This is a genomic window from Pseudomonas chlororaphis (assembly GCA_001023535.1).
GTDB classification, from domain to species: Bacteria; Pseudomonadota; Gammaproteobacteria; order Pseudomonadales; family Pseudomonadaceae; genus Aquipseudomonas; species Aquipseudomonas chlororaphis_E.
The window spans coordinates 38,295-59,743 of sequence record CP011020.1 but is presented as its reverse complement, the minus strand read 5'-3'; the positions used below and the strand labels follow the sequence as shown (position 1 = coordinate 59,743).

Genomic DNA, 21,449 nt, shown 5'->3' with positions numbered 1-21,449 from the left:
AGGCACTGCCCTGATGTCAGCCAGTTTCCTGTGGGAGCGAGCTTGCTCGCGATAGCGGCAGCAGATCCGAAAGGGATGCCAGCTGAACCACCGCCATCGCGAGCAAGCTCGCTCCCACAGTGACTGATAACCTCGGGCTTGGCTTCAGGTCATTGCCCGGCGATCTGCGCCTTGGTGTAGAAGCCGTCCTTTTCCAGCAGGTCGATGTTGTCCTTGGTCAGCGGGGTCGGGGTGAGCAGGATGGTGTCGACCTTCTTGCTGCCGTTGTCGTACTGCGAGCTGTAGGTGGGTTTCTCGTTGCGTGCCAGTTGCACCGAGAGCTTGGCGGCTTCGGTGGCGATCAGCTTGAGTGGCTTGTAGACGGTCATGGTCTGGGTGCCGTCGATCACCCGCTTGACCGCCGCCAGGTCGGCGTCCTGGCCCGAGATCGGCACCTTGCCGGCCATTTTCTGGGCCGCGAGGGCCTGGATCGCACCGCCTGCGGTGGCGTCGTTGGAGGCGACGATGGCGTCGATCTTGTTGCTGTTGCGGGTCAGGGCGTTCTCGACGATGCTCAGGGCTTCGGTGGGGTTCCATTCCTTCACCCATTGCTGGCCGACGATCTTGATGTCGCCCTTGTCGATGGCCGGTTGCAGCACTTTCATCTGGCCTTCGCGCAGCACCTTGGCGTTGTTGTCCGTCGGGGCGCCGCCGAGCAGGAAGTAATTACCCTTGGGCGCCGCTTGCAACACGCCGCTGGCCTGCATTTCGCCGACCTTTTCGTTATCGAAGGAAATGTAGGCGTCGATGTCGGCGTTGAGGATCAGCCGGTCGTAGGACACCACCTTGATTCCGGCCTTCTTGGCTTCGGCGACGGCGTTGGTCAGCACGGTAGCGTTGAATGGCACGATGACAATCACGTCGACGCCCCGGGAGATGAGGTTCTCGATCTGCGAGATCTGCTTCTGCTCGTTGGCGTCGGCCGACTGGACGAAGACCTTGGCCTCGAGTTTTTCCGCTGCCGCGACGAAGTAGTCGCGGTCCCGCGACCAGCGTTCCAGGCGCAGGTCATCGATGGAGAAGCCGATTTTCGGGTGCGCGGCGTCGGCCATGACCGGGAGCGAGAGCAGGGCGAGGGCGCCGGCGAGCAACGTGCGTTTGAATGTTTTCATGGTAGTGCGTCCTTTTATTGTTGTTTGAAAGACACGTCCTGACGATGAGCGGGATGCCGGTAAGACTGTAGAGCGTTGCACGGCGGTGTGGGCACAGATTTGTCGCGCGAATGTCACAGGCTCGCAGGCTCCCGGTGCAGTCCTGGGTCAGGGGTAGATGAACCGGTTGACCACGTTCTCGAGCATCTCCTGTCGGCCACTGACCGCTTGGGGGTTCAACGCGTTGTCGAAGGCATGTTCAGCCAGCGCCGCGAGGCTGTAGTCGCCCGCCAGCACTGCCTGGCCGAACGGCTGCTGCCAGCCGGCGTAGCGTTGGTCCTTGAACCGTTGCAACTGATCGTCCTGGACCATGGCGGCCGCGCGCTCCAGGGCCAGGGCCAGGACATCCATGGCGGCGACATGGCCGTGGAACAGATCGACATCGTCGACGCTCTGGCGACGAACCTTGGAGTCGAAGTTGAATCCACCGTGGGTGAACCCTCCGGCCTTGAGGATTTCATAAGTGGCCAGGGTCATTTCCTCGACGCTGTTGGGGAACTGGTCGGTGTCCCAGCCGTTTTGCGGATCGCCCCGGTTGGCGTCGATGCTGCCGAAGATCCCCAGCGACGTCGCGGTGGCGATCTCGTGGTGGAAGCTGTGCCCGGCCAGGGTCGCGTGGTTGGCCTCGATGTTGACCTTGATCTCGCGCTCCAGGCCGAACTGCTGGAGGAAGCCGAACACTGTGGCGGTGTCGTAATCGTATTGGTGCTTGGTCGGCTCCTGGGGCTTGGGTTCGATGAGCAGGTCGCCCTTGAAGCCGATCTTGTGCTTGTGCTCGACCACCATGCGCATGAACCGGCCCAGTTGCTCGCGCTCGCGCTTGAGGTCGGTATTGAGCAGGGTTTCGTAGCCCTCGCGGCCACCCCACAACACGTAGTTGGCGCCTTTGAGCCGCAGGGTCGCGTTCATGGCACTGAACACCTGGGCGGCGGCGCAGGCGAAGACTTCCGGGTCCGGGTTGCTTGCCGCGCCGGCGGCAAAGCGCGGGTTGCTGAAGCAGTTGGCGGTGCCCCACAGCAATCGGATGCCGGTCTGTTCCTGATGGCGTTCCAGGTGATCGACCATCTGCGCGAAATGGTTGCGATACTCGCGCAGCGAGCTGCCCTCGGGGGCGACATCGGTGTCGTGGAAGCAGTAGTAATCGATGCCCAGTTTGCTGAAGAACTCGAAGGCCGCTTCAGCCTTGCCGATGGCCAGTTCCATGGGGTCGCCGGCGTGCTGCCAGGGGCGCTTGAACGTGCCGGCACCGAACACATCGGACCCCGGCCAGACGAACGAATGCCAGTAGCAGACCGCCATGCGCAGGTGTTCGCGCATGGGCTTGCCGAGGATGAGCTTGTCGGCGTCGTAGTGGCGGAAGGCGAGGGGTGCGCCGCTGGCGGCACCCTCGAAGCGAATCTTGTCGACACCGGGGAAGTACGGCATGGCTGTGTCCTTTTTATTCTTGGCGGTGTCTCGATACTAGCGCCGGACCTGAGGCTGCTGATTATGAAAATCACCAACGGGCCGTTCGATTTTGTATTGAGCTTGAGCGCGAGCAAGCCTAGTCTGTGTCCATCGGCCAAGGGTTCAAACAATGAAAACTGTCCCGCCCGTTCACCGCATCGCCCTGTTGTTCAACGGCAGCAAGATCTACGACCGTGGGATCATCAGCGGCATCGGCAATTACCTGAGCAGCACCCGCGCTTCGTGGGACCTGTTCCTCGAAGAGGATTTCCTCTGTCGCCTCAAGGGCATCGAGCGCTGGCAGGGCGACGGCATCATTGCCGATTTCGACGACCCGCTGATCGGCGAGGCGCTGGCGGGGATCAAGCTGCCCGTGGTGGCAGTGGGCGGTTCCTACCAGGATGCGCGGGCCTACCCGAAGGGCATCCCTTACGTCGCCACCGACAACGACGCGTTGATGACGCTGGCCTATGAGCACTTGATCGAGGCCGGCCTGACGCGCTTCGCCTGTTTCAGCCTGCCCGAGGCACAGGCCAATCGTTGGGCCCAGGAGCGGGAAAAAGCCTTTCGCCGCCTGGTGCAGCGCGACGGCCTGCCCGCCGAGATCTACCGCGGCATGGGCACCAGCGCGCCGCTCTGGGACAGCGCCGTCGAACAGCAGATCGCCTGGCTGCAAAGCCTGCCCAAACCCATCGGCATCATTGCCGTCAGCGATGCCCGCGCCCGCCAACTGTTGCAAGCCTGCCTGACCGCCGGAATCGCCGTCCCGGAGCAGGTGGCGTTGATCGGCATCGACAACGATCCGCTGACCCGCAGCCTGACGCGGGTGCCACTGAGTTCGGTGATCCAGGGCACCGAAACCATGGGCCGGACCGCGGCGCGCCTGCTGCACCAGATGCTCCACGGCATGCCGTCCACGGGCACGCAGATCCTGGTTCCGCCGGATGCGATCAATGTGCAGGTCTCCAGCCTGCACCAGCCGCTGGGCAATCCCTACGTCATGCAGGCGCTGCTGTTCATCCGCCAATACGCCTGCCAGGGCATCAAGACCGCCCAGGTGGCGGCGTATGTCGGCGTGTCGCGTTCATCCCTGGAATCGCATTTTCGCAAGGTGCGCGGGTGCAGCGTTCACGACGAGATCCTGCGCTTCAAGCTGGCTGCGGCCGCCAATGGACTGGAAAACACCGATGCGCCGATTGCCGACATTGCCCAGCGTTGCGGCTTCAAATCGGCGCAGTACCTGCACACCGTGTTCCGGCGTGAGTTCGGCTGTACGCCTCGGGAGTATCAGCAGGCACAAGCGGTGGTGTGACTGTAGCGCCGCCTTCTCCAACACTTCGCCACCTCTGTATCCCTGTGTATCCAGCCCCCACTGCGATACGGACTGTTGCTTTAGCGTCCGTTGGTGACACATCCGCGATACCCATGGGGCCTTAAATGGCCTGCGTCGGGACGGCCGTTGCCGTCCCTCTGGGCATCAAAAGGAGATTCACCATGCTTGCAGCCCCGCTCGTTTTTACCTGGCAGCGTTACCTGGTTTCAGCCGGCGCGGCCAGTGCGCTCGGTCTTGCCGCGCTCGCCGCCAGCGCCGAGGCCTCGGCCGCACAGGACCCCACCGCCAGCGCCGCGCAGGCCGGGTCGCAAGCCATTCGCCCGTACCGCATTCACGTCGATGACGCCAAGTTGGCCGAGCTGCGCCAGCGCATCGCCGCCACGCGCTGGCCGGACAAGGAAACCGTCAGCGACACCTCCCAGGGTGTGCAGCTGGCCCAGGTGCAGGCGTTGGTCAAGTATTGGGGCGACGGCTACGACTGGCGCAAGGCAGAGGCCCGACTCAACGCCTTGCCGGAGTTCGTCACCACCATCGATGGTGTCGACATTCAGTTCATCCACGTGCGTTCGCGCCACCCCAACGCGATGCCGCTGATCCTCACCCACGGCTGGCCGGGTTCGCAATTCGAATTCCTCAAGACGATCGGCCCGTTGACCGACCCGACTGCCTACGGTGGTCGCGCCGAGGATGCCTTCGACGTGGTGATCCCTTCGATTCCCGGCCATGGTTTTTCCGGCAAGCCGACCGAACTGGGCTGGGGCCCCGACCGAGTGGCGAAAGCCTGGGACGTGTTGATGAAGCGGTTGGGCTACAGCCATTACGTGTCCCAGGGCGGCGATCACGGTTCTGTGATCTCCGATGCCCTGGGGCGCCTGGCGCCACCCGGACTGCTGGGGATCCACTTGAACATGCCAGCGACCGTGCCGCCGGAGCTGGTGAAACCGATCAACAGCGGCGATCCGGCCCCGGCCGGGCTCACCGAACCGGAACGCACGGCCTACCGCTCGCTGAGCACGTTCTTCGGCCGCAATGCCGCCTACGGCGCAATGATGGTAACCCGACCGCAGACTATCGGTTACCTGCTGGCCGATTCGCCCACCGGTACGGCGGCCTGGATGTACGAGAAATTCGCGGCCTGGACCGACAGCGGCGGCCAGCCTGAGCGCGTACTCAGCCGCGATGAAATGCTCGACGACATCAGCTTGTACTGGCTGACCGACTCCGGTGCCTCGTCCTCCCGTTTCTATTGGGAGAACAACAACAATAACTTCAGCACCGCCGCGCAGAAAACCACGAACATCAAGGTCCCGGTGGCGATCAGCGTGTTCCCGCAGGAGATCTACCGCGCGCCGAAGACCTGGGCCCAGCGTGCCTATCCATCGCTGTCCTACTTCAGCGAGGTCGGCAAGGGGGGGCACTTCGCTGCCTGGGAGCAGCCGCAATTGTTCAGCGAAGAGTTGCGCGAAGCGTTCCGGCCGTTACGTGCCGCGACGAAGTAACCGTTCGGCACACAGGAGAGCAACGATGAAACTCAAGCATCTGGCGATGTCCGCCGCCGTGGCCGCCGCGACATGGGGCACGGCTGGCCTGGTCCTGGGCGATGACGGGGGCGGCGAGGTTTCGCCGATCTATGGGGTGAAACTTCCCGAGGGCTATCGCCAATGGGCCCTGATCGCCCCGGCCCAGGAAGCCACGCCGCTGAACGAACTTCGAGCCGTGGTGGGCAATGGTCTGGCGATGAAGGCCTATCAGGATTCAACCCTGCCGTTCCCCGACGGCACGGTGCTGGTGAAGCTGGCCTGGAAGCACGTCCAGTCGCCGGAGTTCGAGCCGGCCTCGATCCCCGGTGCGGCCACTACCGTCCAGGTGATGGTCAAGGACTCGCAGAGATACGCGTCGACCGGCGGCTGGGGATTCGGTCGCTTTATCAACGGCAAGCCCGCCGATGAGGCACAGCACCAAACCTGCTTCGCCTGCCACCAGGCCCGGGTCCAGAACCATGATTGGGTCTTCACGCGATTCGCGCCCTAAGTGATAGTGCAATGCCGCCCAACACAACGATGGAGACCGTCAACAAGCGGATCGACATGGGTTCATCCAGCAGCCATACGCCGCCCAGCGAGGCGAGGATGGGCACGCCGAGCTGCAGCGTTGCGGCGTGTTGTGCGCTGATTTTCTTGACCGTGCCATACCAGAGCGCGTAGCCGCAGCCAGAGGCCAGGATGCCGGAAGCCAGCGCATAAAGCACGCCGGGCACGCTCAGGCGCGGGTGGCTGCCAAGGAGCATGATCGGGCCGAGCACACACAGCATTGCCAGGGTTCTGGCAAAGTTGCCGGCGGTGTCTGCGAGTGGGTTGGCGCAGCCTTTGCCGAGCAGTGAGTAGGCTCCCCAGGCCATTCCCGAGACCGCCATAAGCAGGGCGCTGCCCATGGGTGGGGTGTCGGCGCCCGGTAGTAAAAGGACCAGCAGGCCGCAGAAGGCCAAGGACATGCCGATCAGCGCTTTTTTCTGAACCGGCTCGCCCTGTTTCCAGGCGCAGGCGAACATCGTCACCTGCACGGCTCCGAACAGGATCAAGGCGCCTACGCCCGCACCGAGTCGGACGTAGGCAATGGAGAATAAGTAAGCATAGAGAAACAGCGCCAGACCGGCCCGCCAACTGCCGCCCATGGCAGGCCGAGGCTGGCGCGACCGAATCAGGCACAGCAGGAACACAGCACCGCTGAGCAGGCGGATCGCGGTGAATGACGCAGGGTCGATTTGATCCTGCATCAGCGCTTGCCGGCAAAAAATGGAATTGGCCGCAAAGGCCACCAGGCACACCATCGCTTGGAAGACCCAGCCGGGAAAACGACGTTCGCGTCGGCCGATGGGGGTGATCGTTGTCATCGGCAGAAGGCTCCGTTTGATAGAAAAACTTTCGCATTGCCGCCGAGATGGCTTTGATGGCCGGCTCTTTGGTCGCTGATGGCCACATGTTTTTCCTTGTAGTGGAATGCTCGCAACAAAGATTTTCTACGGCGCATGCATAGATTTAATCAGTCGTCCCATGGCCCGGCTTTGTTCCATCCTGCGAACTTGCGAGCCGATGCACTCCACGTTCCCGACCACCCGGCTCGCTGCAGGAGTGTCCTATGCTCACCGGAAAAACAGCCCTGATCACGGGCGGCAATTCAGGCATCGGCCTGGCAACGGCGCAGAAGTTGCTGGAGCAGGGCGCGCGCGTGGCGATCACCGGCCGCGATGCGGAGAAATTGGAACAGGCGCGCAGAGCGCTGGGTCCCGGCGTCATCACGGTGGTGGCGGATGTGCGATCACGCGAACAACTGCGGCAGATGGCAGCGACCGTCGAGCAAGCGTTCGGCGGCCTGGACATCTTTTTCGCCAATGCCGGGGTGGCCTTTGGCACACCGTTGTCGAGCACCACCGAGGAGCGCTACGACGAACTCATGGACATCAATGTGAAAGGGGTCTTTTTCTCGGTGCAGGCCGTTGAGCCGATCATGCGTCCGGGGGGGGCGATCATCCTGTCTACGTCCTGGCTGAACCAGGTCGGTGCGCCAGGCCGGGCGTTGTTGTCTGCCTCCAAGGCTGCCGTGCGCAGCTTCGCGCGCACGCTTTCGGCCGAGTTGCTGGAACGACGCATCCGCGTCAACGCCGTCAGCCCTGGCGCCATTGAGACCCCCATTCATCATCAGCCCAATCAAAGCGTCGAAGCGTATCGCGCCTATGCCGAGCGTGTCGGTGCGCAAGCGCCCATCGGTCGCATGGGGCGGGCCGAGGAGATTGCCGCGGCAGTGCTGTTCCTGGCCAGTGATGCGTCCAGCTACATGCTGGGTGCCGAGATGGTCGTCGACGGGGGGCGGGCGCAATTGTGATGAAGCCGTTGATCAACGCAGACCACTCTCTCAGGTCCATCGTGCAGGGTGCCACGCAGCCGTGGGTCCGCAGTCCACTGGCAGGGGTGTACCGGCGGCCGCTGTATCGGGTCGGTGGTGAACAGGCAAGGGCCACCTCCTTGGTGCGGTATGCACCCGGCAGTGCATTCAGTGCGCACACCCATTGCGGCGGGGAAGAGTTCCTGGTGCTGGAGGGCGTCTTCGAGGATGAGCATGGTCGATACCCGGCGGGCACGTACGTGCGCAACCCTCCAGGTAGCCGGCATGCTCCCGGAGCAAGCGCTGGCTGCATGATCTTCGTGCGCTTGCGCCAGTTTCATCGCCAGGACCGGCAGCCACTTGTTGTGCTGCTTGATGCACGCGACGATCAACTGCTGTTCGAGAGCGAGTACGAACGTGTTTGCGTGCAACGCTATCCGGCAGACAGCCTTCATGTGCACGCCAACCCGCGGGGCTTGGAACTCCTGGTGCTGGAAGGCGAACTGCAGGGCGAGGACTTCACTTTGCAGCCCCTGGGCTGGATGCGCTTGCCGCCGGGCGAGCCTCTCGAAGCCAGGGCGGGCGCGCAAGGTGCCCGGGTCTGGCTCAAGGACGCTTCGCCTGATCTAGGCCTCTGAGGCCGCGCGCCCGGCCTCGGCGAGCAGCCAGTCCCTGAAGGCCTGGACCTTGGGCAGTTCACTGCATTCGGGACGGTACACCGCGTAGTAAGCCTGGGTCAGCGGGCAGTCGAGGCCCTTGTCCGCAAACGGCCGGATCAGCCGACCCGCCGCCAGGTCGTCGCGCACCATGACGCTGCGAGCGAGTGCCAGGCCCTGGCCGTCGATGGCCGCTTGCAGTACCGAAGCCGAATTGTTGATCCGCAGGCCGTGGTCGGACTTGATCTGGTTGAAACCGGAAGCGTCCAGCCACATGCGCCAGGTGGGATAGTCACGGTCGTTGGCCATGGACAGGTCGTGGATCAGCGTGCACTGCGCCAAGGCATCGGCTGCAAGACGGCCACCCTCAAGCAACGGGAAATCCGGCGAGCAGACCGGGAAGATCACTTCGTCCATCAAGTGCACGGCGGTGAGCCCCGGCCATTTCCCCGCGCCGTAGCGAACCCCCACGTCAATCTGCTCGACCTGGAAATCCACGGACCGGGCGTTCGTATCCAGCAGCACGTCCAGCGTCGGGTAGGCGTGTTGAAAGCGCTCGATCCGCGGCAGTAGCCATTTCGAGGCGAAGGCCGGGCTTACGGTGACGGTCAGCCCGGCATGCACGCTGGCGTCCTTCAACCGCGCAAGGCCTATGGACAAACGATCGAACCCTTCCCTGATATCCGGCAGGGCCGCGCGAGCGGCGTCAGTGAGCATCAGGCGCGCCGAGCCGCTGCTCGAACGCATGAACAGGGCGATGCCCAGCCACGACTCGAGATTACGCACCTGTTGCCCAACGGCTGCGGGAGTGACATTGAGCTCGGCCGCGGCGGCCGAGAAACTCTGGTGTCGCGCTGCGGCCTCGAATGCACGGAGCGCGTTAAGGTAAGCGGGGCTGGTCATTGATAGTTTTTCTATTCCGGAAAACAAAATCTTCTGCGTTGTGACGTTGCGGGCTTCGGCGAAGAATGCACACCAAGTCCTCAGATAGATCCCTGAAATATAGCAGAAACGGGGATTGATCCAAGGTCTTCGATATTTTTATCCCTTGCGTCCAGTCAATGAGGAAATCCAGGCATGAAAAGTTTTTCTAACAAGGTCGCGATTGTGACCGGTGGTGGTTCGGGCATTGGCAAGGAGGTCGCCCAGCGTCTGGTCGAGGCCGGTGCCCGTGTGGTGATCGGTGGTCGTGACGCCGCCAAGCTCGCCCGGGTTGCCCGGGACATCGATGCGACCGGCCAGAATGTGCGCACCCTCGCGGGCGATATCGCCCAGCCGGCCACGGGCCAGGCGCTGGTGGATCTCGCGGTGAATGAGTTCGGCGGGGTGGATATTCTGATCAACAACGCCGGCATCTTCAGCCCCAAGCCCTTCCTTGAAGTGGAACCCCACGAGTACGACGCCTTCCTGGACATCATCCTCAAGGGCAAATTTTTCATGGCCCAGGCGGCCGCCAGGGCCATGCTCAAGCGCGGTGGCGGGGCGATTGTCCAGACCGGCTCGCTGTGGGCCATCCAGGCCATCGGGGCTACCCCGTCGGCGGCCTATTCCGCCGCTAACGCGGGTGTCCACGCGCTGACTCGCAACCTGGCCCTGGAACTGGCGAGCGCCAACATCCGCATCAATACCGTGGCCCCCGCAGTGGTCGAGACGCCGGTCTACGGCACCTTCATGGACGCTGATCAGGTCAAGGCGGTACTGCCGACCTTCAATGCTTTCCATCCGCTGGGCCGTAATGGCCAGCCAGCCGATGTGGCCGAGGCGATCCTGTTCCTCGCCTCGCAGGAAGCTTCGTGGATTACCGGCACCGTGCTGCCGGTCGATGGCGGCGTGACTGCCGGCCGCAACTGAAACAGGAGTCGTTAGGAATGATGAACTGGAACGAGTATTTCGCCGGGTTGATGAACAACGTCGGTGAGTTTGCCAGGCTTGCCCCGGAAACCATGCGGGGCATGAGCGCACTGGGCAGTGCACCGGCCCGACACCTGGACCCGAAGATCCATGAGTTGATCGCGCTGTCGGTGGCGATCACTACCCGCTGCGACGGTTGCATCGCCTCTCACGTGCAAGCAGCACTCAAGCATGGGGCAACCCGTGAAGAAATTGCCGAGGCCTTGGGCGTTGCCATCTCGCTCAACGCCGGCGCGGCACTGACCTACACCGCACGGGTGTTCGACGCGGTGTCGGCGTTCGAGAAACACTGAAGCGGCGATGGGCGCCAATGGCGCCCTTCATCGCATTCCGAGGATCACCCATGACGACACAAAAGATTGCCATCGTTGGCGCCGGTCTGGCGGGTGTCTACGCCGCCTACCGTCTGCATGGCCTTGGCCTGGAATTCGAGCTGTTCGAAGCCCGCGATCGGCTGGGCGGAAGAATTCTCTCGACCGCCACTGGCGGCTTCGACCTCGGTCCGACCTGGTTCTGGCCGGACTGCCAGCCGCGCATGCACGCCCTGGTGGCCGAGCTGGGATTGCCCGTGTTCCAGCAATACGAGCAAGGCGATGCATTGATAGAGCGCTGGGCCACCGAGCGAGTCCGCCGCGAAGGCTACCGCTCAGGCAACGTGTCCATGCGCATCCAGGGCGGAACGGCTCGCCTGGTGCAGGCGCTTGCCGCTTCATTGCCCAAGACACGCGTCCATCTGGCGGCTGTGGTGACGGGTGTAGCAAGGGTTGATGAACGCGTGCACCTGTCATTCTCCGACAAGCGTATCCATACCGCCGATTACACCCATCTCTGGCTGGCGCTGCCGCCTCGCCTGGGAAAAAACCTGCGCATGGTGCCCGCCCTGTCCGGGCAGGAAATGCAGCAGATGGCCAATGTCCCGACCTGGATGGCTTCCCACGCCAAGTACGTTGCGCGCTACGCCAAACCGTTTTGGCGGGAGCAAGGGCTGTCCGGTGATGCATTCAGCGGGGTGGGGCCGCTGGCTGAAATCCACGATGCCGGCACCGACCAGGGCGCTGCGCTGTTCGGTTTTTTGGGCATGGACGCAGCGCGGCGTAACGGTGTGGGCGCGTCGGCATTGAAAGCGCTATGCCGAGAGCAACTGGTACGCCTGTTTGGCGAAGAGGCGGCCGACCCGCTCGAGGACTTCTTCCATGACTGGGCAGCCGATCCATTCACCGCCACGCCGGACGATCAGGTTTCGCCGGGCTGGCACGGTCGACACGAGCTGCAATGTGCCCCCGACGCACCGTGGAGCGAGGCTCTGCGCTGGATCGGCAGCGAGGCCGGTGGCGAGCAGGGCGGCTACATGGAGGGTGCGCTGGCGGCCGTCGACAAGGCATTGGATGAGGTGACGGGAGAGACAGGTGTCCGGCGACTTGGATCGCCTCACTGTTGATCCTGCGTCTCGCCGTGGCGAGGGCGCTTGCTCGCGCCGGGTTGTGAAGCCACCCTGAAAGCCATCCGCCAGATCCCGCGACGTGATAGGGTGCGCGGCTGTACACCCGGCGAGAGCAAGCGCCTTCGCCATGAGGATCGGCCGGTCAGTTGGCTGGCAATGATTTCCCGGAGCGCGAGCTGGTCCATGGCGGATAACCCTTACACCCTGTACAAACGCTTCCAGACCCCCGATCCGGCGCTTGGCCCACGGGAGCAGGCGCCGATGCTTGCCCAGGAGCAGGCGTGGTCGCGTGTGCATGCCTCTGGGCATCGCTTCAGCTGGATCGAGGTGTTGATGGCGCCGTTGTGCCTGGGGCCGTTTGTGGCGGGGTTGGGGGTGTTGCTCGGGCTGTGGCTCTATCAGTCACTGCTGGCGCCTGAACTGGATATCGACCGGGCCATCGGTGACTGGCATGGCTGGCTTGCGCTCGCAGCAGGACTGTTCATGGCTGCCTGGGTATTGCACAACTTTTGGCGCGACAGCCGCGATCCCACGCGGCGCTACTGGCAGACCATGCCGGATCGAGGCGTGGTCGAGCTTGAGCACCACACGCTGGTTTCTGGCATCAGCCTGTGGTCCAACGACTATGATCCCGACTGCAACACGCTGATGCAATGGACCCACGGCAAGCTCGAATGCGTGCACGACAGCGGCGTCGTGCAATGGGTCGTGGCCCGGACCGAGGCCGGTCACTGGCTGGTTCTCAAGGAGCAGTACCCGGGCAACTTCAGCTATGCAAGGGTCGGCACAAAACCGGCGCCTGACCGGCAGATGCACCCTTGCCAGCAAGTAGCGATCGCTTTTGCGCCCGGCACCCAGCTGTGCCTGGGGCGACGATTCAGTGGCGCGCCACTGCCGTTGCTGGACACGGCGTATTGGCTGTCTGCCGATGAGCTCAAGCGCCTGGCTGACGCCGCCCATCATTGGCTTTTTTTCCCGCCGAACCGCTACGGCGTGGTCGATGCCGAGGAGGCCGGGTGGGTGCAGCGTCTGGTGAAGAAAGCGCAGGACAGTGTTGCCGCGACGCCGTCTTCGGTTCCTGGCGAAACCTGAACACCGGCGGCGGGCGCTATAACCACGTGTTCACCACCCGCCGATCCAGCTCCTCCCAATCGGCCATGCCCAATACCCGCGTGGTGTTCAAGCCGCGCAGATAACCGCGCAACTGATGGGCGGTGGCGCGCACCAGCTCCGGGTCGGCCGGCTCTTTGTCCAGCAGGATCGTTTCGTACTGGACCAGGTAGTCGCTCACCCGGTCACGGAAATCCGGCAGTACAGCATCGCGGATCAGGTCAAACGTTCTCATGGACGGCCCTCATCGGTTTTTTTTCAGTGTTATTCGGTGCGCAGGGCACAGTGCGTTGCGCAACTATTGTTAGAAGTAATAGTGACCATCATCAAACGCAAGTTCTGCTTTGACGGCAATCATTGGAAAATCAGCGCCATCGAACACGCCGTCCACTTTTATTTTCAGGATTACACCGATGCGCCGTTTATTTTTACTGTCCATGGCGTTCGCCGCGTCGTTGCTCGCCGGGTGCGCCTCCGTCCCGAATGACCCGACCCTGACCCTGCAAACCAGCAAGACGCCAGCCCAATACGCCGAATGCGTCGTGCCCAAATTGCAGGACAGCGCGTTGAATCCACTGGTGTCGCAGACCCAGCGCAGCTACCGGATCGTGGTGCCGAGCAAAGTGTCGGCCGACAACGTGCTTGAAGCCTACAAGGCTGGAAACGGCGGCAAGGTGTTCATCTACGAGCGCCACTTGTTGGCCTCGAACCTGCTGCCGTCGAGTTTTGAACGCGCCGCGCAGGATTGCATCTGAGTCACAGAATCGCTCCACCGTGCTCCTTTGGTTGGCCGCAACCAACCAATTCCCTTGCCCCGCACCCTATTGGGCTGCGGGGCTTTTTTTTGGTTCATCACGGATTGCCGGGAAAGACGCTCTTGATCTTCATGAAAAAGAATTCGCTATCCCGGTAACCGTACGCCATCCGCTTGATGACCTTTATTCGATTGTTTATTCCTTCCAACTGACCGGTGTGCATCGGCCAGCGAACCCGGCTCACGATGCCCCGCCAGTAACCCTTTAGCCGTTTGGCGAACTGGATCAGAGCCGGTATTTCGCTTTCATGCGCATGACGCAGCCATTGCTTCCAGGCCGCTCGCCAACCCCAGGCAGTACTCGGCGTCCAGAGTGTTTTGAGTTCAGCCTTCATCAAATAGACCGTCATCAACGCTTGGTTGGCCGCCAGCAGATCCTCCAGGCGGACCTGTTGCTCCGGTGTTTTCAAGTTCTGCGGATTGCGCAGCAACAGCCATCGCGCCTGCTTGATGACCTTGCGGGCAGGCTTGTCGTGACGCAACCGGTTAGCCTCGTCGACGCGGACCCGATCAATCACCTCTCGGCCATATTTGGCCACCACATGGAAAAGGTCGTAGACCACTCGCGCGTTGGGACAGTGCTGGCGAACCTCCAGGTCAAAAGCGGTGTTCATGTCCATCGCCACCGCTTCGATGCGAGCACAACCCTCGGGTCCCAGTTCTTCGAAGAAAGGCCTGACCGCCGCTCGGCTGCGGCCTTCACCGATCCACAGCACGCGTCGTGTGTCCGCATCCAGGACCACGCTGGCGTAACGATGACCTTTGAACAGGGCGAACTCGTCCATCACCAGGCGTCGCGGTTGCGCCTTTGGCAAAACGCTCAACGCCGCTTGCAAGGCTCGACGCTCCAGCAACCGAACGGTGTCCCAATGCAGCCCGAACAGTTGAGCCACGTGCAGTGTGGGGAGGCGTTCGCAGGCCTGAATGACCGCCTCGGCCAAACGGCGCGTCATGCGGGCATAGCGGTCCAGCCAACTGACGGCCTCCATGCGTTTACCGCAGTCACGACAGCCCACCCGCCTGAGCAACACGCTCAGGCGTACCGCACGACCGAGAATCGGCAGGTCACGAACGGTACGCTCGCAATACTCATGAGTGGTTGAACAGGGTTTCTGGCACCCGCCGCAGGATGGGAATCGGGTGGGATGGGGAATCAGATCGATTTGTAGATCGTCGCCATCAGGCTTGATCGTGACGACAGAAAAGCCCTCCCAAAAAGGAAGGAAAGTATTAATATCGCGCATAAGAACGCCGGTTTGTTAGATGTGTTTGCTCGCACGAACATCATCAATCAAATCGGCGTTCTTGTTTCTGTGTTTCCCGGGATTCCGTGAAGAACCAAAAAAAAGGGGAGCCCATGCCCCCCCGAGGTTAAAACGCTGGATCGAGGCTGTTAACTCAGCCTTCGATCTCGATCAGGATCTCGCCCGGATTGACCCGGTCGCCCTTGGCCACATGAATGGCGGTGACCTTGCCGGCGATGGCCGCCTGCACTTCGGTTTCCATTTTCATGGCTTCGGTGATCAGTACGGCTTGACCGGCCTTGACCACATCACCTTCCTTGACCAGCACATCGACGATGTTGCCCGGCATGGTGGTGCTGACGTGGCCTGGCGCGGTGGCTTGATTGCGCTTGCTGCCGCCACCGCCGACAAACTCGTTGAGCGGTTCGAACACCACTTCTTCCGGCATGCCGTCGATGGACAGGTAGAAGTGGCGCTTGCCTTCGGCCTTCACGCCGACACCGGTGATGTCCACACGGTAGGTTTCGCCGTGGACGTCGATGACGAACTCGGTCGGTACGCCTTCGCCGCCGACCGAGCCCACGCTGCCCGCTTCAGGAATGGGCAGCAGGACCTCGGGCGTCAGGCTGCCGGCTTCGCGCTCTTCGAGGAACTTGCGGCCGATGTCCGGGAACATGGCGTAGGTCAGCACGTCTTCTTCGGACTTGGCCAGCGCGCCGATCTCGCCCCGCAGCTTGGTCATTTCCGGCTTGAGCAGGTCGGCCGGGCGCACATCGATCACGTCTTCGCTGCCGATGGCCTGGCGGCGCAACTTCTCGTTCACCGCCCCCGGTGCCTTGCCGTAGCCGCCCTGCAGGTACAGCTTCACTTCGTTGGTGATGGTCTTGTAGCGCTCACCGGCCAACACGTTGAAGAACGCCTGGGTACCGACGATCTGCGAGGTCGGGGTCACCAGCGGCGGGAAGCCAAGGTCTTCACGCACCCGCGGGATCTCTGCCAGCACTTCGTTCATACGGTTCAGCGCGCCTTGCTCTTTCAACTGGTTGGCCAGGTTGGAAATCATCCCGCCCGGCACCTGGTTGACCTGCACGCGAGTGTCCACGGCGGTGAACTCGCTTTCGAACTGGTGGTACTTCTTGCGCACGGCGTAGAAGTACAGACCGATCTCCTGCAACAGCTCCAGGTCCAGGCCGGTGTCGAATTCGCTGCCCTTAAGGGCCGCGACCATCGATTCGGTGCCCGGATGGCTGGTGCCCCAGGCGAAGCTGGAGATCGCGGTGTCGATATGGTCGGCGCCGTTTTCCACCGCCTTGAGCTGGCACATCGCGGCCAGGCCGGCGGTGTCGTGGGAGTGGATGAACACCGGCAGCGACTGCTCGCTCTTGAGCGCCTTGACCAGCTCGCCGGTGGCGAACGGGGTCAGCAGACCGGCCATGTCCTTGATCGCCACCGAGTCGCAACCCATGGCTTCCATTTGCTTGGCCTGGGCTACGAAGGCCTCGATGGTGTGCACCGGGCTGGTGGTGTAGGCGATGGTGCCCTGGGCGTGCTTGCCAGCGGCTTTCACCGCCTCGATGGCCACCCGCAGGTTACGCACGTCGTTCATCGCGTCGAAAATGCGGAACACATCGATGCCGTTGACGGCGGCCTTGGCAACGAACGCCTTGACCACGTCATCGCTGTAATGGCGGTAACCCAGCAGGTTCTGGCCGCGCAGCAGCATTTGCAGGCGGGTGTTGGGCAAGGCCGCGCGCAATTGGCGCAGGCGCTCCCACGGGTCTTCCTTGAGGAAGCGTACGCAGGCGTCGAAGGTGGCACCGCCCCAGACTTCCAGCGACCAATAGCCGACTTTGTCGAGCTTGTCGCAGATCGGCAGCATGTCTTCGGTGCGCATGCGGGTGGCAAGCAGCGATTGGTGAGCGTCGCGCAGGATTGTGTCGGTAACGTGGATCTTCTTGGACATTGTCATGATTCCTTACAGGCCTGCGTGGGCGGCAATGGCGGCGGCGATGGCCAGGGCCAGCTCTTCGGGTTTGCGCTTGATCGAGTAGTTGGTCAGTTCAGGATGGCTTTCGACGAAGCTGGTATTGAACTGGCCGCTGCGGAATTCCGGATTGCGCAGGATCTCCTGGTAGTACGCCGCGGTGGTCTTGACCCCCTGCAGACGCATGTCATCCAGGGCCCGCAGGCCTCGGTCCATCGCTTCTTCCCAGGTCAATGCCCAGACCACCAGTTTCAGGCACATCGAATCGTAGAACGGCGGAATGGTGTAGCCGGTGTAGATCGCCGTGTCGGTGCGCACGCCGGGGCCGCCGGGGGCGTAGTAACGAGTGATCTTGCCGAAGCTGGGCAGGAAGTTGTTCTTCGGGTCCTCGGCATTGATGCGAAACTGCAACGCAAAGCCGCGGTGCTGGATGTCTTCCTGCTTGACCGACAGCGGCAACCCGGACGCGATGCGGATCTGCTCGCGCACGATGTCGATGCCGGTGATCTCTTCGGTGATGGTGTGTTCGACCTGCACCCGGGTGTTCATCTCCATGAAGTACACCTCGCCCTCGGCGAGCAGGAACTCCACGGTGCCGGCATTCTCGTAGCCTACGGCCTTGGCGGCGCGTACCGACAGGTCGCCGATGTAGGCGCGCTGCTCGGGGGTCAGTTGCGGGCTCGGGGCGATTTCGATCAGCTTCTGGTTGCGGCGCTGGATCGAGCAGTCACGCTCGAACAGGTGCACCACGTTGCCGAAGCTGTCACCGAGGATCTGCGCCTCGATGTGCTTGGGGTTGACGATGCACTTTTCCAGGAACACTTCCGCCGATCCGAACGCCTTGGTGGCTTCGGAGATCACCCGCGGGAACGCCTGTTCGAGTTCTTCGCGGCTGTTGCAACGACGGATACCGCGCCCGCCGCCACCGGACGTGGCCTTGAGCATCACCGGGTAACCGATGCGGTCTCCTTCGCTGAGCGCTTCCTCGATGCCCGACACGTTGCCTTCGGTGCCTGGCGTGACCGGCACACCGGCCTTGATCATGCTGCGGCGCGCTTCGGTCTTGTCGCCCATGCGGCGAATGACTTCCGCCGCCGGGCCGATGAATTTGATTCCGCGTTCGGCGCAGATGTCTGCCAGTTCGGCGTTTTCCGAGAGAAAACCGTAGCCGGGGTGCAGCGCATCGCAGCCGGTTTCCACCGCCAGGTTCACCAACTTGCGCGGGTTGAGGTAACCGGCCAGCGGATCGGCGCCGATGCTGTGGGCCTCGTCCGCACGCTTGACGTGCAACGCATGGCGGTCTGCGTCGGAGTAGACCGCGACCGAGCGAATGCCCATCTCGGCGCAAGCGCGCACGATTCGGACGGCAATCTCACCACGGTTGGCGATCAGGATCTTTGTTATCAATTGGAGGTTCCCTTGAGCCGGTGATACCACGGCCTGGGTCCCAGGCCGACGCGTGACCAGATGTAACAATTGGTCGCAGCTCCACACTAGTCCCGGGCGTTGATTAACAAAAATGAATATTTATTGGGTCACGCATAAGTAAAGACTTATAGTTGCACTATCCGCCTTGCCCCCGAGTATTTAGAAAATGCGTAAGTCATTGATGCGTATGACATTGCGTCAGTTGCAGATTTTCAATGAGGTGTGCGACCTGAGGTCCTACAGCCGGGCTGCCGACGAAATGTCTCTCACACAACCGGCCGTTAGCCTACAGATTCGATCCCTGGAAGAGCTGATCGGCCAGCCGTTGTTCGAGTACGTCGGCAAAAAACTCTACATGACCGAAGCCGCCGAAGCCTTGCAACGCGCCAGCCGGGACATCTTCGGGCGCCTGGAAAACCTCGACATGCAGCTGTCGGACATGCAGGGGTCGCTGCAAGGCCAGTTGAAGCTGGCGGTGGAGTCCAGCGCCAAATACTTCGTCCCGCACCTGTTCGCCGCGTTCAAGCGCCAGCACCCGGAGGTCAACCTGAGCCTCACGGTGGTCAATCGCGGCCAGGTCATCCGACGGCTTTCGGACAACCGCGACGACGTGGTGATCATGTCCATGGTGCCCCAGGACATGGGCCTGGAGTTCCTGCCGTTCCTCAACAACCCGATTGTCGCCGTCGCGCCCCCGGACCATCCGCTGTGCCACATGGGCCCCCTGCGCCTGCAGGACCTGGAGCCCTATACGCTGCTGCTGCGCGAGCCGGGCTCAGGCACGCGGCTGGCTTGCGAGGAATACTTCAAGGAAAAGCGGGTGCATTTCACCCAGACGCTGGAGGTCGCTTCGGCCGAGGCTCAGCGCGAATGCGTGGTGGCCGGGCTGGGCGTGGCGCTGTTGACGCGCCACGCCGTGAGCCGGGAACTGTCGTCCGGCGCACTCGTCGAGCTGCCGGTGGAGGAACTGCCGCTGTACCGCAGCTGGTGCCTGGTGCAGGCCCGGGCTAAACGCCTGTCACCCGTGGCGCACGCCTTCCTGGCGTTCGTGCGCGGCGAACGCGCTCAGATCAGCGCCCTGGTTGAGCGTTTCGACGGGAAGCCGCCGGCGTTGCCTGCCAGTAATTGAATTCTGCGGCGTCAGGGAATTCGCTGATTTCAGCCAGGAGCTGGCGCTGTTCGTAGCGGTCTTCGATCGCACGACGAAACGCCATGCGGCGCTGGTCTTCTTGCTGACGACGGGTTTTGACGGCGCTGCGTTCTTCGTAGGACTGGGTCATATCGAGACTCCCAAGACGTATACGGGAGCTTTACGATGCAGGCACGGGATGACCGTTTGGCGGCGCGTGGATGACAGAACAATGAATTCGGAGCGACCACCGCCCTGTGGTGAGCACGCCTGCGCCTGGCCACAGAAGCTTCGGCCCTCAGAACTCAGTCATCCAGCGCCTTCACCGACTTGGGCGACAAACGCAGGCTGCGCAAACTGCGCTTCACGCTCTTGAGATGGTTGACCAGGCTCGGCCCGCGGGCCATGGCAACGCCCATCGCCAACACGTCGATCACCACCAGGTGGGCGATGCGCGAGGTCAACGGGGTGTAGATTTCGGTGTCTTCGTGCACGTCGATTGCCAGGTTCACCGTGGAGAGTTCCGCCAGGGGCGTCTGGCTCGGGCACAAGGTGATCAGCGAAGCGCCGCTCTCGCGCACCAGGTTGGCGGTGATCAGCAAGTCCTTGGAGCGTCCCGACTGCGAGATGCAGATAGCAACGTCGGTGGGTTTCAAGGTCACGGCCGACATCGCCTGCATGTGCGGATCGGAATAGGCCGCCGCCGTCAGCAGCAGCCGGAAAAACTTGTGCTGGGCATCGGCGGCCACCGCGCCTGACGCGCCGAAGCCATAAAACTCCACGCGCTGGGCCTGGGACATCGCCGTGACGGCTTTCTGCAAGGCCACAGGGTCGAGCTTCTCGCGCACCTCCATCAAGGTGTGGAGGGTGGTGTCGAAGATTTTCAGGCTGTAGTCGGCGACCGAATCGTCTTCGTGGATCGCAAACTGGCCGAAGCTGGCACCGGCCGCGAGGCTTTGCGCCAGCTTCAGTTTCAGGTCCTGGAACCCCGAGCAGCCGATGGCCCGGCAGAAGCGCACGATGGTCGGTTCGCTGATGCCTACGCTGTGGGCAAGGTCTGCCATGGAGCTGTGCATGACGGCCGCAGGGTCGAGCAGCACGTGATCGGCGACCTTCAGCTCCGATTTGCGCAGCAGGTGGCGTGACTGGGCGATGTGTTGCAACAGGTTCAAAGGGCTGGACTCTTGTTATTGGCAGGTGCCGGGATGTAGCAAGCTTGTAGTTATACTACAAGAATTGGCTTTTTGCCTGCCCTAAACGTAACTGAATCACCGCGCTGCGCCTTTGTTTTAGCCGAAGATCCCTGATGTAGCCACCTGCGCGTGGCGCCGCGCGATCGCCTGGCGGCGGTTCCGCCCGTCCCTGCGCTGCCGACCGTCGCTCACGCGGTTAACGGTCAACTGTCTAGTTGCAAGTTACTGTATTGGCCTGGAAGTTTACTGCGTCGATTAAAGCCCGAATAAATCAACTTACAAATGAAACAGCCTGGGTGATTTCTCATTCTTGGTCGGATGGTTATATTGAGTCCGCAGGAAGCCAATACATTCTCAAAGGAGTGACACCATGAACATTAAAACCAAAGACTGGACCGCACACATCAACCGCACGCCCGGCGACGCTTTCTTCCGTACCAACGGCACCGTTACCGTGCCCCACGCCGGCGTTACACCGAAGCTGGAGCGCAGCCAGGTACAAGACAAATCCTTCGACCTGCGCCTGGAGTTGAAACTTGAAACTTCTGACGGCATGCATTTGCAAGTCATTACCGACAAACCTGTCGAATATAAAGTCAGTGGCAATTCCAATGTAACCGGCGTCAGTATTTTCTACGAAGGCGAATTATTGCACCATATCGATAACGTTCTGATTACCGATTAAAAAAAA

The 21,449-nt window shown here is 62.2% G+C and carries 22 protein-coding genes; 12 read left to right on the top strand and 10 right to left on the bottom strand.

Going from position 1 to position 21,449, the window contains the following annotated elements:
* Window positions 1–149: 149 nt before the first annotated feature.
* Window positions 150–1,151, bottom strand: a complete 1,002-nt coding sequence (locus VM99_00265) for a sugar ABC transporter substrate-binding protein (protein AKJ96565.1) — start codon at window positions 1,149–1,151, stop codon at window positions 150–152.
* Between the two features lie 147 nt (window positions 1,152–1,298).
* Entirely contained in the window at window positions 1,299–2,615 is a 1,317-nt protein-coding gene (locus VM99_00260; GenBank protein ID AKJ96564.1) for a xylose isomerase, read from the bottom strand.
* Between the two features lie 151 nt (window positions 2,616–2,766).
* On the opposite strand from VM99_00260, the gene VM99_00255 reads away from it, so the two are divergent.
* From VM99_00255 to VM99_00245, 3 genes are all read left to right on the top strand, one after another.
* Window positions 2,767–3,948, top strand: coding sequence for an AraC family transcriptional regulator (locus tag VM99_00255; protein AKJ96563.1), 1,182 nt, complete (start codon window positions 2,767–2,769; stop codon window positions 3,946–3,948).
* 182 nt (window positions 3,949–4,130) lie between these two features.
* On the top strand, window positions 4,131–5,468 hold the full coding sequence (locus VM99_00250; protein ID AKJ96562.1) for a multidrug MFS transporter: 1,338 nt from the start codon (window positions 4,131–4,133) through the stop codon (window positions 5,466–5,468).
* Between the two features lie 25 nt (window positions 5,469–5,493).
* On the top strand, window positions 5,494–6,000 hold the full coding sequence (locus VM99_00245) for a cytochrome C oxidase subunit III (GenBank protein ID AKJ96561.1): 507 nt from the start codon (window positions 5,494–5,496) through the stop codon (window positions 5,998–6,000).
* Here VM99_00245 and VM99_00240 read toward each other — a convergent pair.
* A complete protein-coding gene (locus tag VM99_00240) occupies window positions 5,981–6,859 on the bottom strand; it encodes a membrane protein (protein ID AKJ96560.1) in 879 nt (292 codons plus the stop codon). The two genes, VM99_00245 and VM99_00240, sit on opposite strands and share 20 nt — an antisense overlap.
* A gap of 245 nt (window positions 6,860–7,104) precedes the next feature.
* Between VM99_00240 and VM99_00235 the strand changes: the two genes are divergently transcribed.
* Together VM99_00235 and VM99_00230 are read left to right on the top strand one after the other, a co-directional pair.
* Window positions 7,105–7,848, top strand: a complete 744-nt coding sequence (locus VM99_00235; GenBank protein ID AKJ96559.1) for a short-chain dehydrogenase — start codon at window positions 7,105–7,107, stop codon at window positions 7,846–7,848.
* 8 nt (window positions 7,849–7,856) lie between these two features.
* Complete coding sequence (locus tag VM99_00230) at window positions 7,857–8,486, top strand: cupin (protein ID AKK01643.1); 630 nt, start codon at window positions 7,857–7,859, stop codon at window positions 8,484–8,486.
* Here the strand turns inward: VM99_00230 and VM99_00225 are convergent.
* Window positions 8,475–9,407 (bottom strand): LysR family transcriptional regulator, encoded by a 933-nt coding sequence (locus VM99_00225; protein ID AKJ96558.1) that lies wholly within the window; start codon window positions 9,405–9,407, stop codon window positions 8,475–8,477. The genes VM99_00230 and VM99_00225 overlap by 12 nt on opposite strands.
* A 174-nt stretch (window positions 9,408–9,581) precedes the next feature.
* Here VM99_00225 and VM99_00220 point away from each other — a divergent pair, with 174 nt between their 5' ends.
* The 4 genes from VM99_00220 (at window position 9,582) to VM99_00205 (ending at window position 12,948) form a co-directional block, all read left to right on the top strand.
* A complete protein-coding gene (locus VM99_00220; protein AKJ96557.1) occupies window positions 9,582–10,355 on the top strand; it encodes a sugar dehydrogenase in 774 nt (257 codons plus the stop codon).
* Window positions 10,356–10,372: 17 nt separating this feature from the next.
* Entirely contained in the window at window positions 10,373–10,708 is a 336-nt protein-coding gene (locus VM99_00215; protein ID AKJ96556.1) for an alkylhydroperoxidase, read from the top strand.
* A 50-nt stretch (window positions 10,709–10,758) separates the two neighbouring features.
* On the top strand, window positions 10,759–11,853 hold the full coding sequence (locus VM99_00210; GenBank protein AKJ96555.1) for a hypothetical protein: 1,095 nt from the start codon (window positions 10,759–10,761) through the stop codon (window positions 11,851–11,853).
* A gap of 186 nt (window positions 11,854–12,039) precedes the next feature.
* Window positions 12,040–12,948 carry a hypothetical protein gene (locus VM99_00205; protein ID AKJ96554.1) on the top strand — a complete coding sequence of 303 codons (909 nt, stop codon included), beginning with the start codon at window positions 12,040–12,042 and terminating at the stop codon, window positions 12,946–12,948.
* A 16-nt stretch (window positions 12,949–12,964) separates the two neighbouring features.
* On the opposite strand, the gene VM99_00200 is transcribed toward VM99_00205, so the two are convergent.
* Entirely contained in the window at window positions 12,965–13,201 is a 237-nt protein-coding gene (locus VM99_00200; protein AKJ96553.1) for a hypothetical protein, read from the bottom strand.
* 178 nt (window positions 13,202–13,379) lie between these two features.
* On the opposite strand from VM99_00200, the gene VM99_00195 reads away from it, so the two are divergent.
* Window positions 13,380–13,721, top strand: coding sequence for a lipoprotein (locus VM99_00195; GenBank protein ID AKJ96552.1), 342 nt, complete (start codon window positions 13,380–13,382; stop codon window positions 13,719–13,721).
* Window positions 13,722–13,818: 97 nt separating this feature from the next.
* Here VM99_00195 and VM99_00190 read toward each other — a convergent pair whose 3' ends face one another.
* The 3 genes from VM99_00190 to VM99_00180 form a co-directional block, all read right to left on the bottom strand.
* Complete coding sequence (locus VM99_00190) at window positions 13,819–15,024, bottom strand: transposase (GenBank protein AKJ96551.1); 1,206 nt, start codon at window positions 15,022–15,024, stop codon at window positions 13,819–13,821.
* A gap of 154 nt (window positions 15,025–15,178) precedes the next feature.
* Entirely contained in the window at window positions 15,179–16,987 is a 1,809-nt protein-coding gene (locus tag VM99_00185) for a pyruvate carboxylase subunit B (protein ID AKJ96550.1), read from the bottom strand.
* Window positions 16,988–16,999: 12 nt separating this feature from the next.
* Window positions 17,000–18,415, bottom strand: coding sequence for a pyruvate carboxylase subunit A (locus VM99_00180; GenBank protein AKJ96549.1), 1,416 nt, complete (start codon window positions 18,413–18,415; stop codon window positions 17,000–17,002).
* A gap of 187 nt (window positions 18,416–18,602) precedes the next feature.
* Here VM99_00180 and VM99_00175 point away from each other — a divergent pair, with 187 nt between their 5' ends.
* The gene (locus tag VM99_00175; GenBank protein AKJ96548.1) at window positions 18,603–19,565 is read left to right on the top strand and encodes a LysR family transcriptional regulator; all 963 of its coding nucleotides are present in this window, start codon (window positions 18,603–18,605) and stop codon (window positions 19,563–19,565) included.
* Here VM99_00175 and VM99_00170 read toward each other — a convergent pair.
* Window positions 19,507–19,716 (bottom strand): hypothetical protein, encoded by a 210-nt coding sequence (locus tag VM99_00170; protein AKJ96547.1) that lies wholly within the window; start codon window positions 19,714–19,716, stop codon window positions 19,507–19,509. The genes VM99_00175 and VM99_00170 overlap by 59 nt on opposite strands.
* 154 nt (window positions 19,717–19,870) lie before the next feature.
* Window positions 19,871–20,737, bottom strand: coding sequence for a transcriptional regulator (locus VM99_00165; GenBank protein AKJ96546.1), 867 nt, complete (start codon window positions 20,735–20,737; stop codon window positions 19,871–19,873).
* A 391-nt stretch (window positions 20,738–21,128) separates the two neighbouring features.
* Here VM99_00165 and VM99_00160 point away from each other — a divergent pair, with 391 nt between their 5' ends.
* Window positions 21,129–21,443: a hypothetical protein gene (locus VM99_00160; protein AKJ96545.1), complete on the top strand. Its 315-nt coding sequence runs from the start codon at window positions 21,129–21,131 to the stop codon at window positions 21,441–21,443.
* Window positions 21,444–21,449 lie beyond the last annotated feature (6 nt).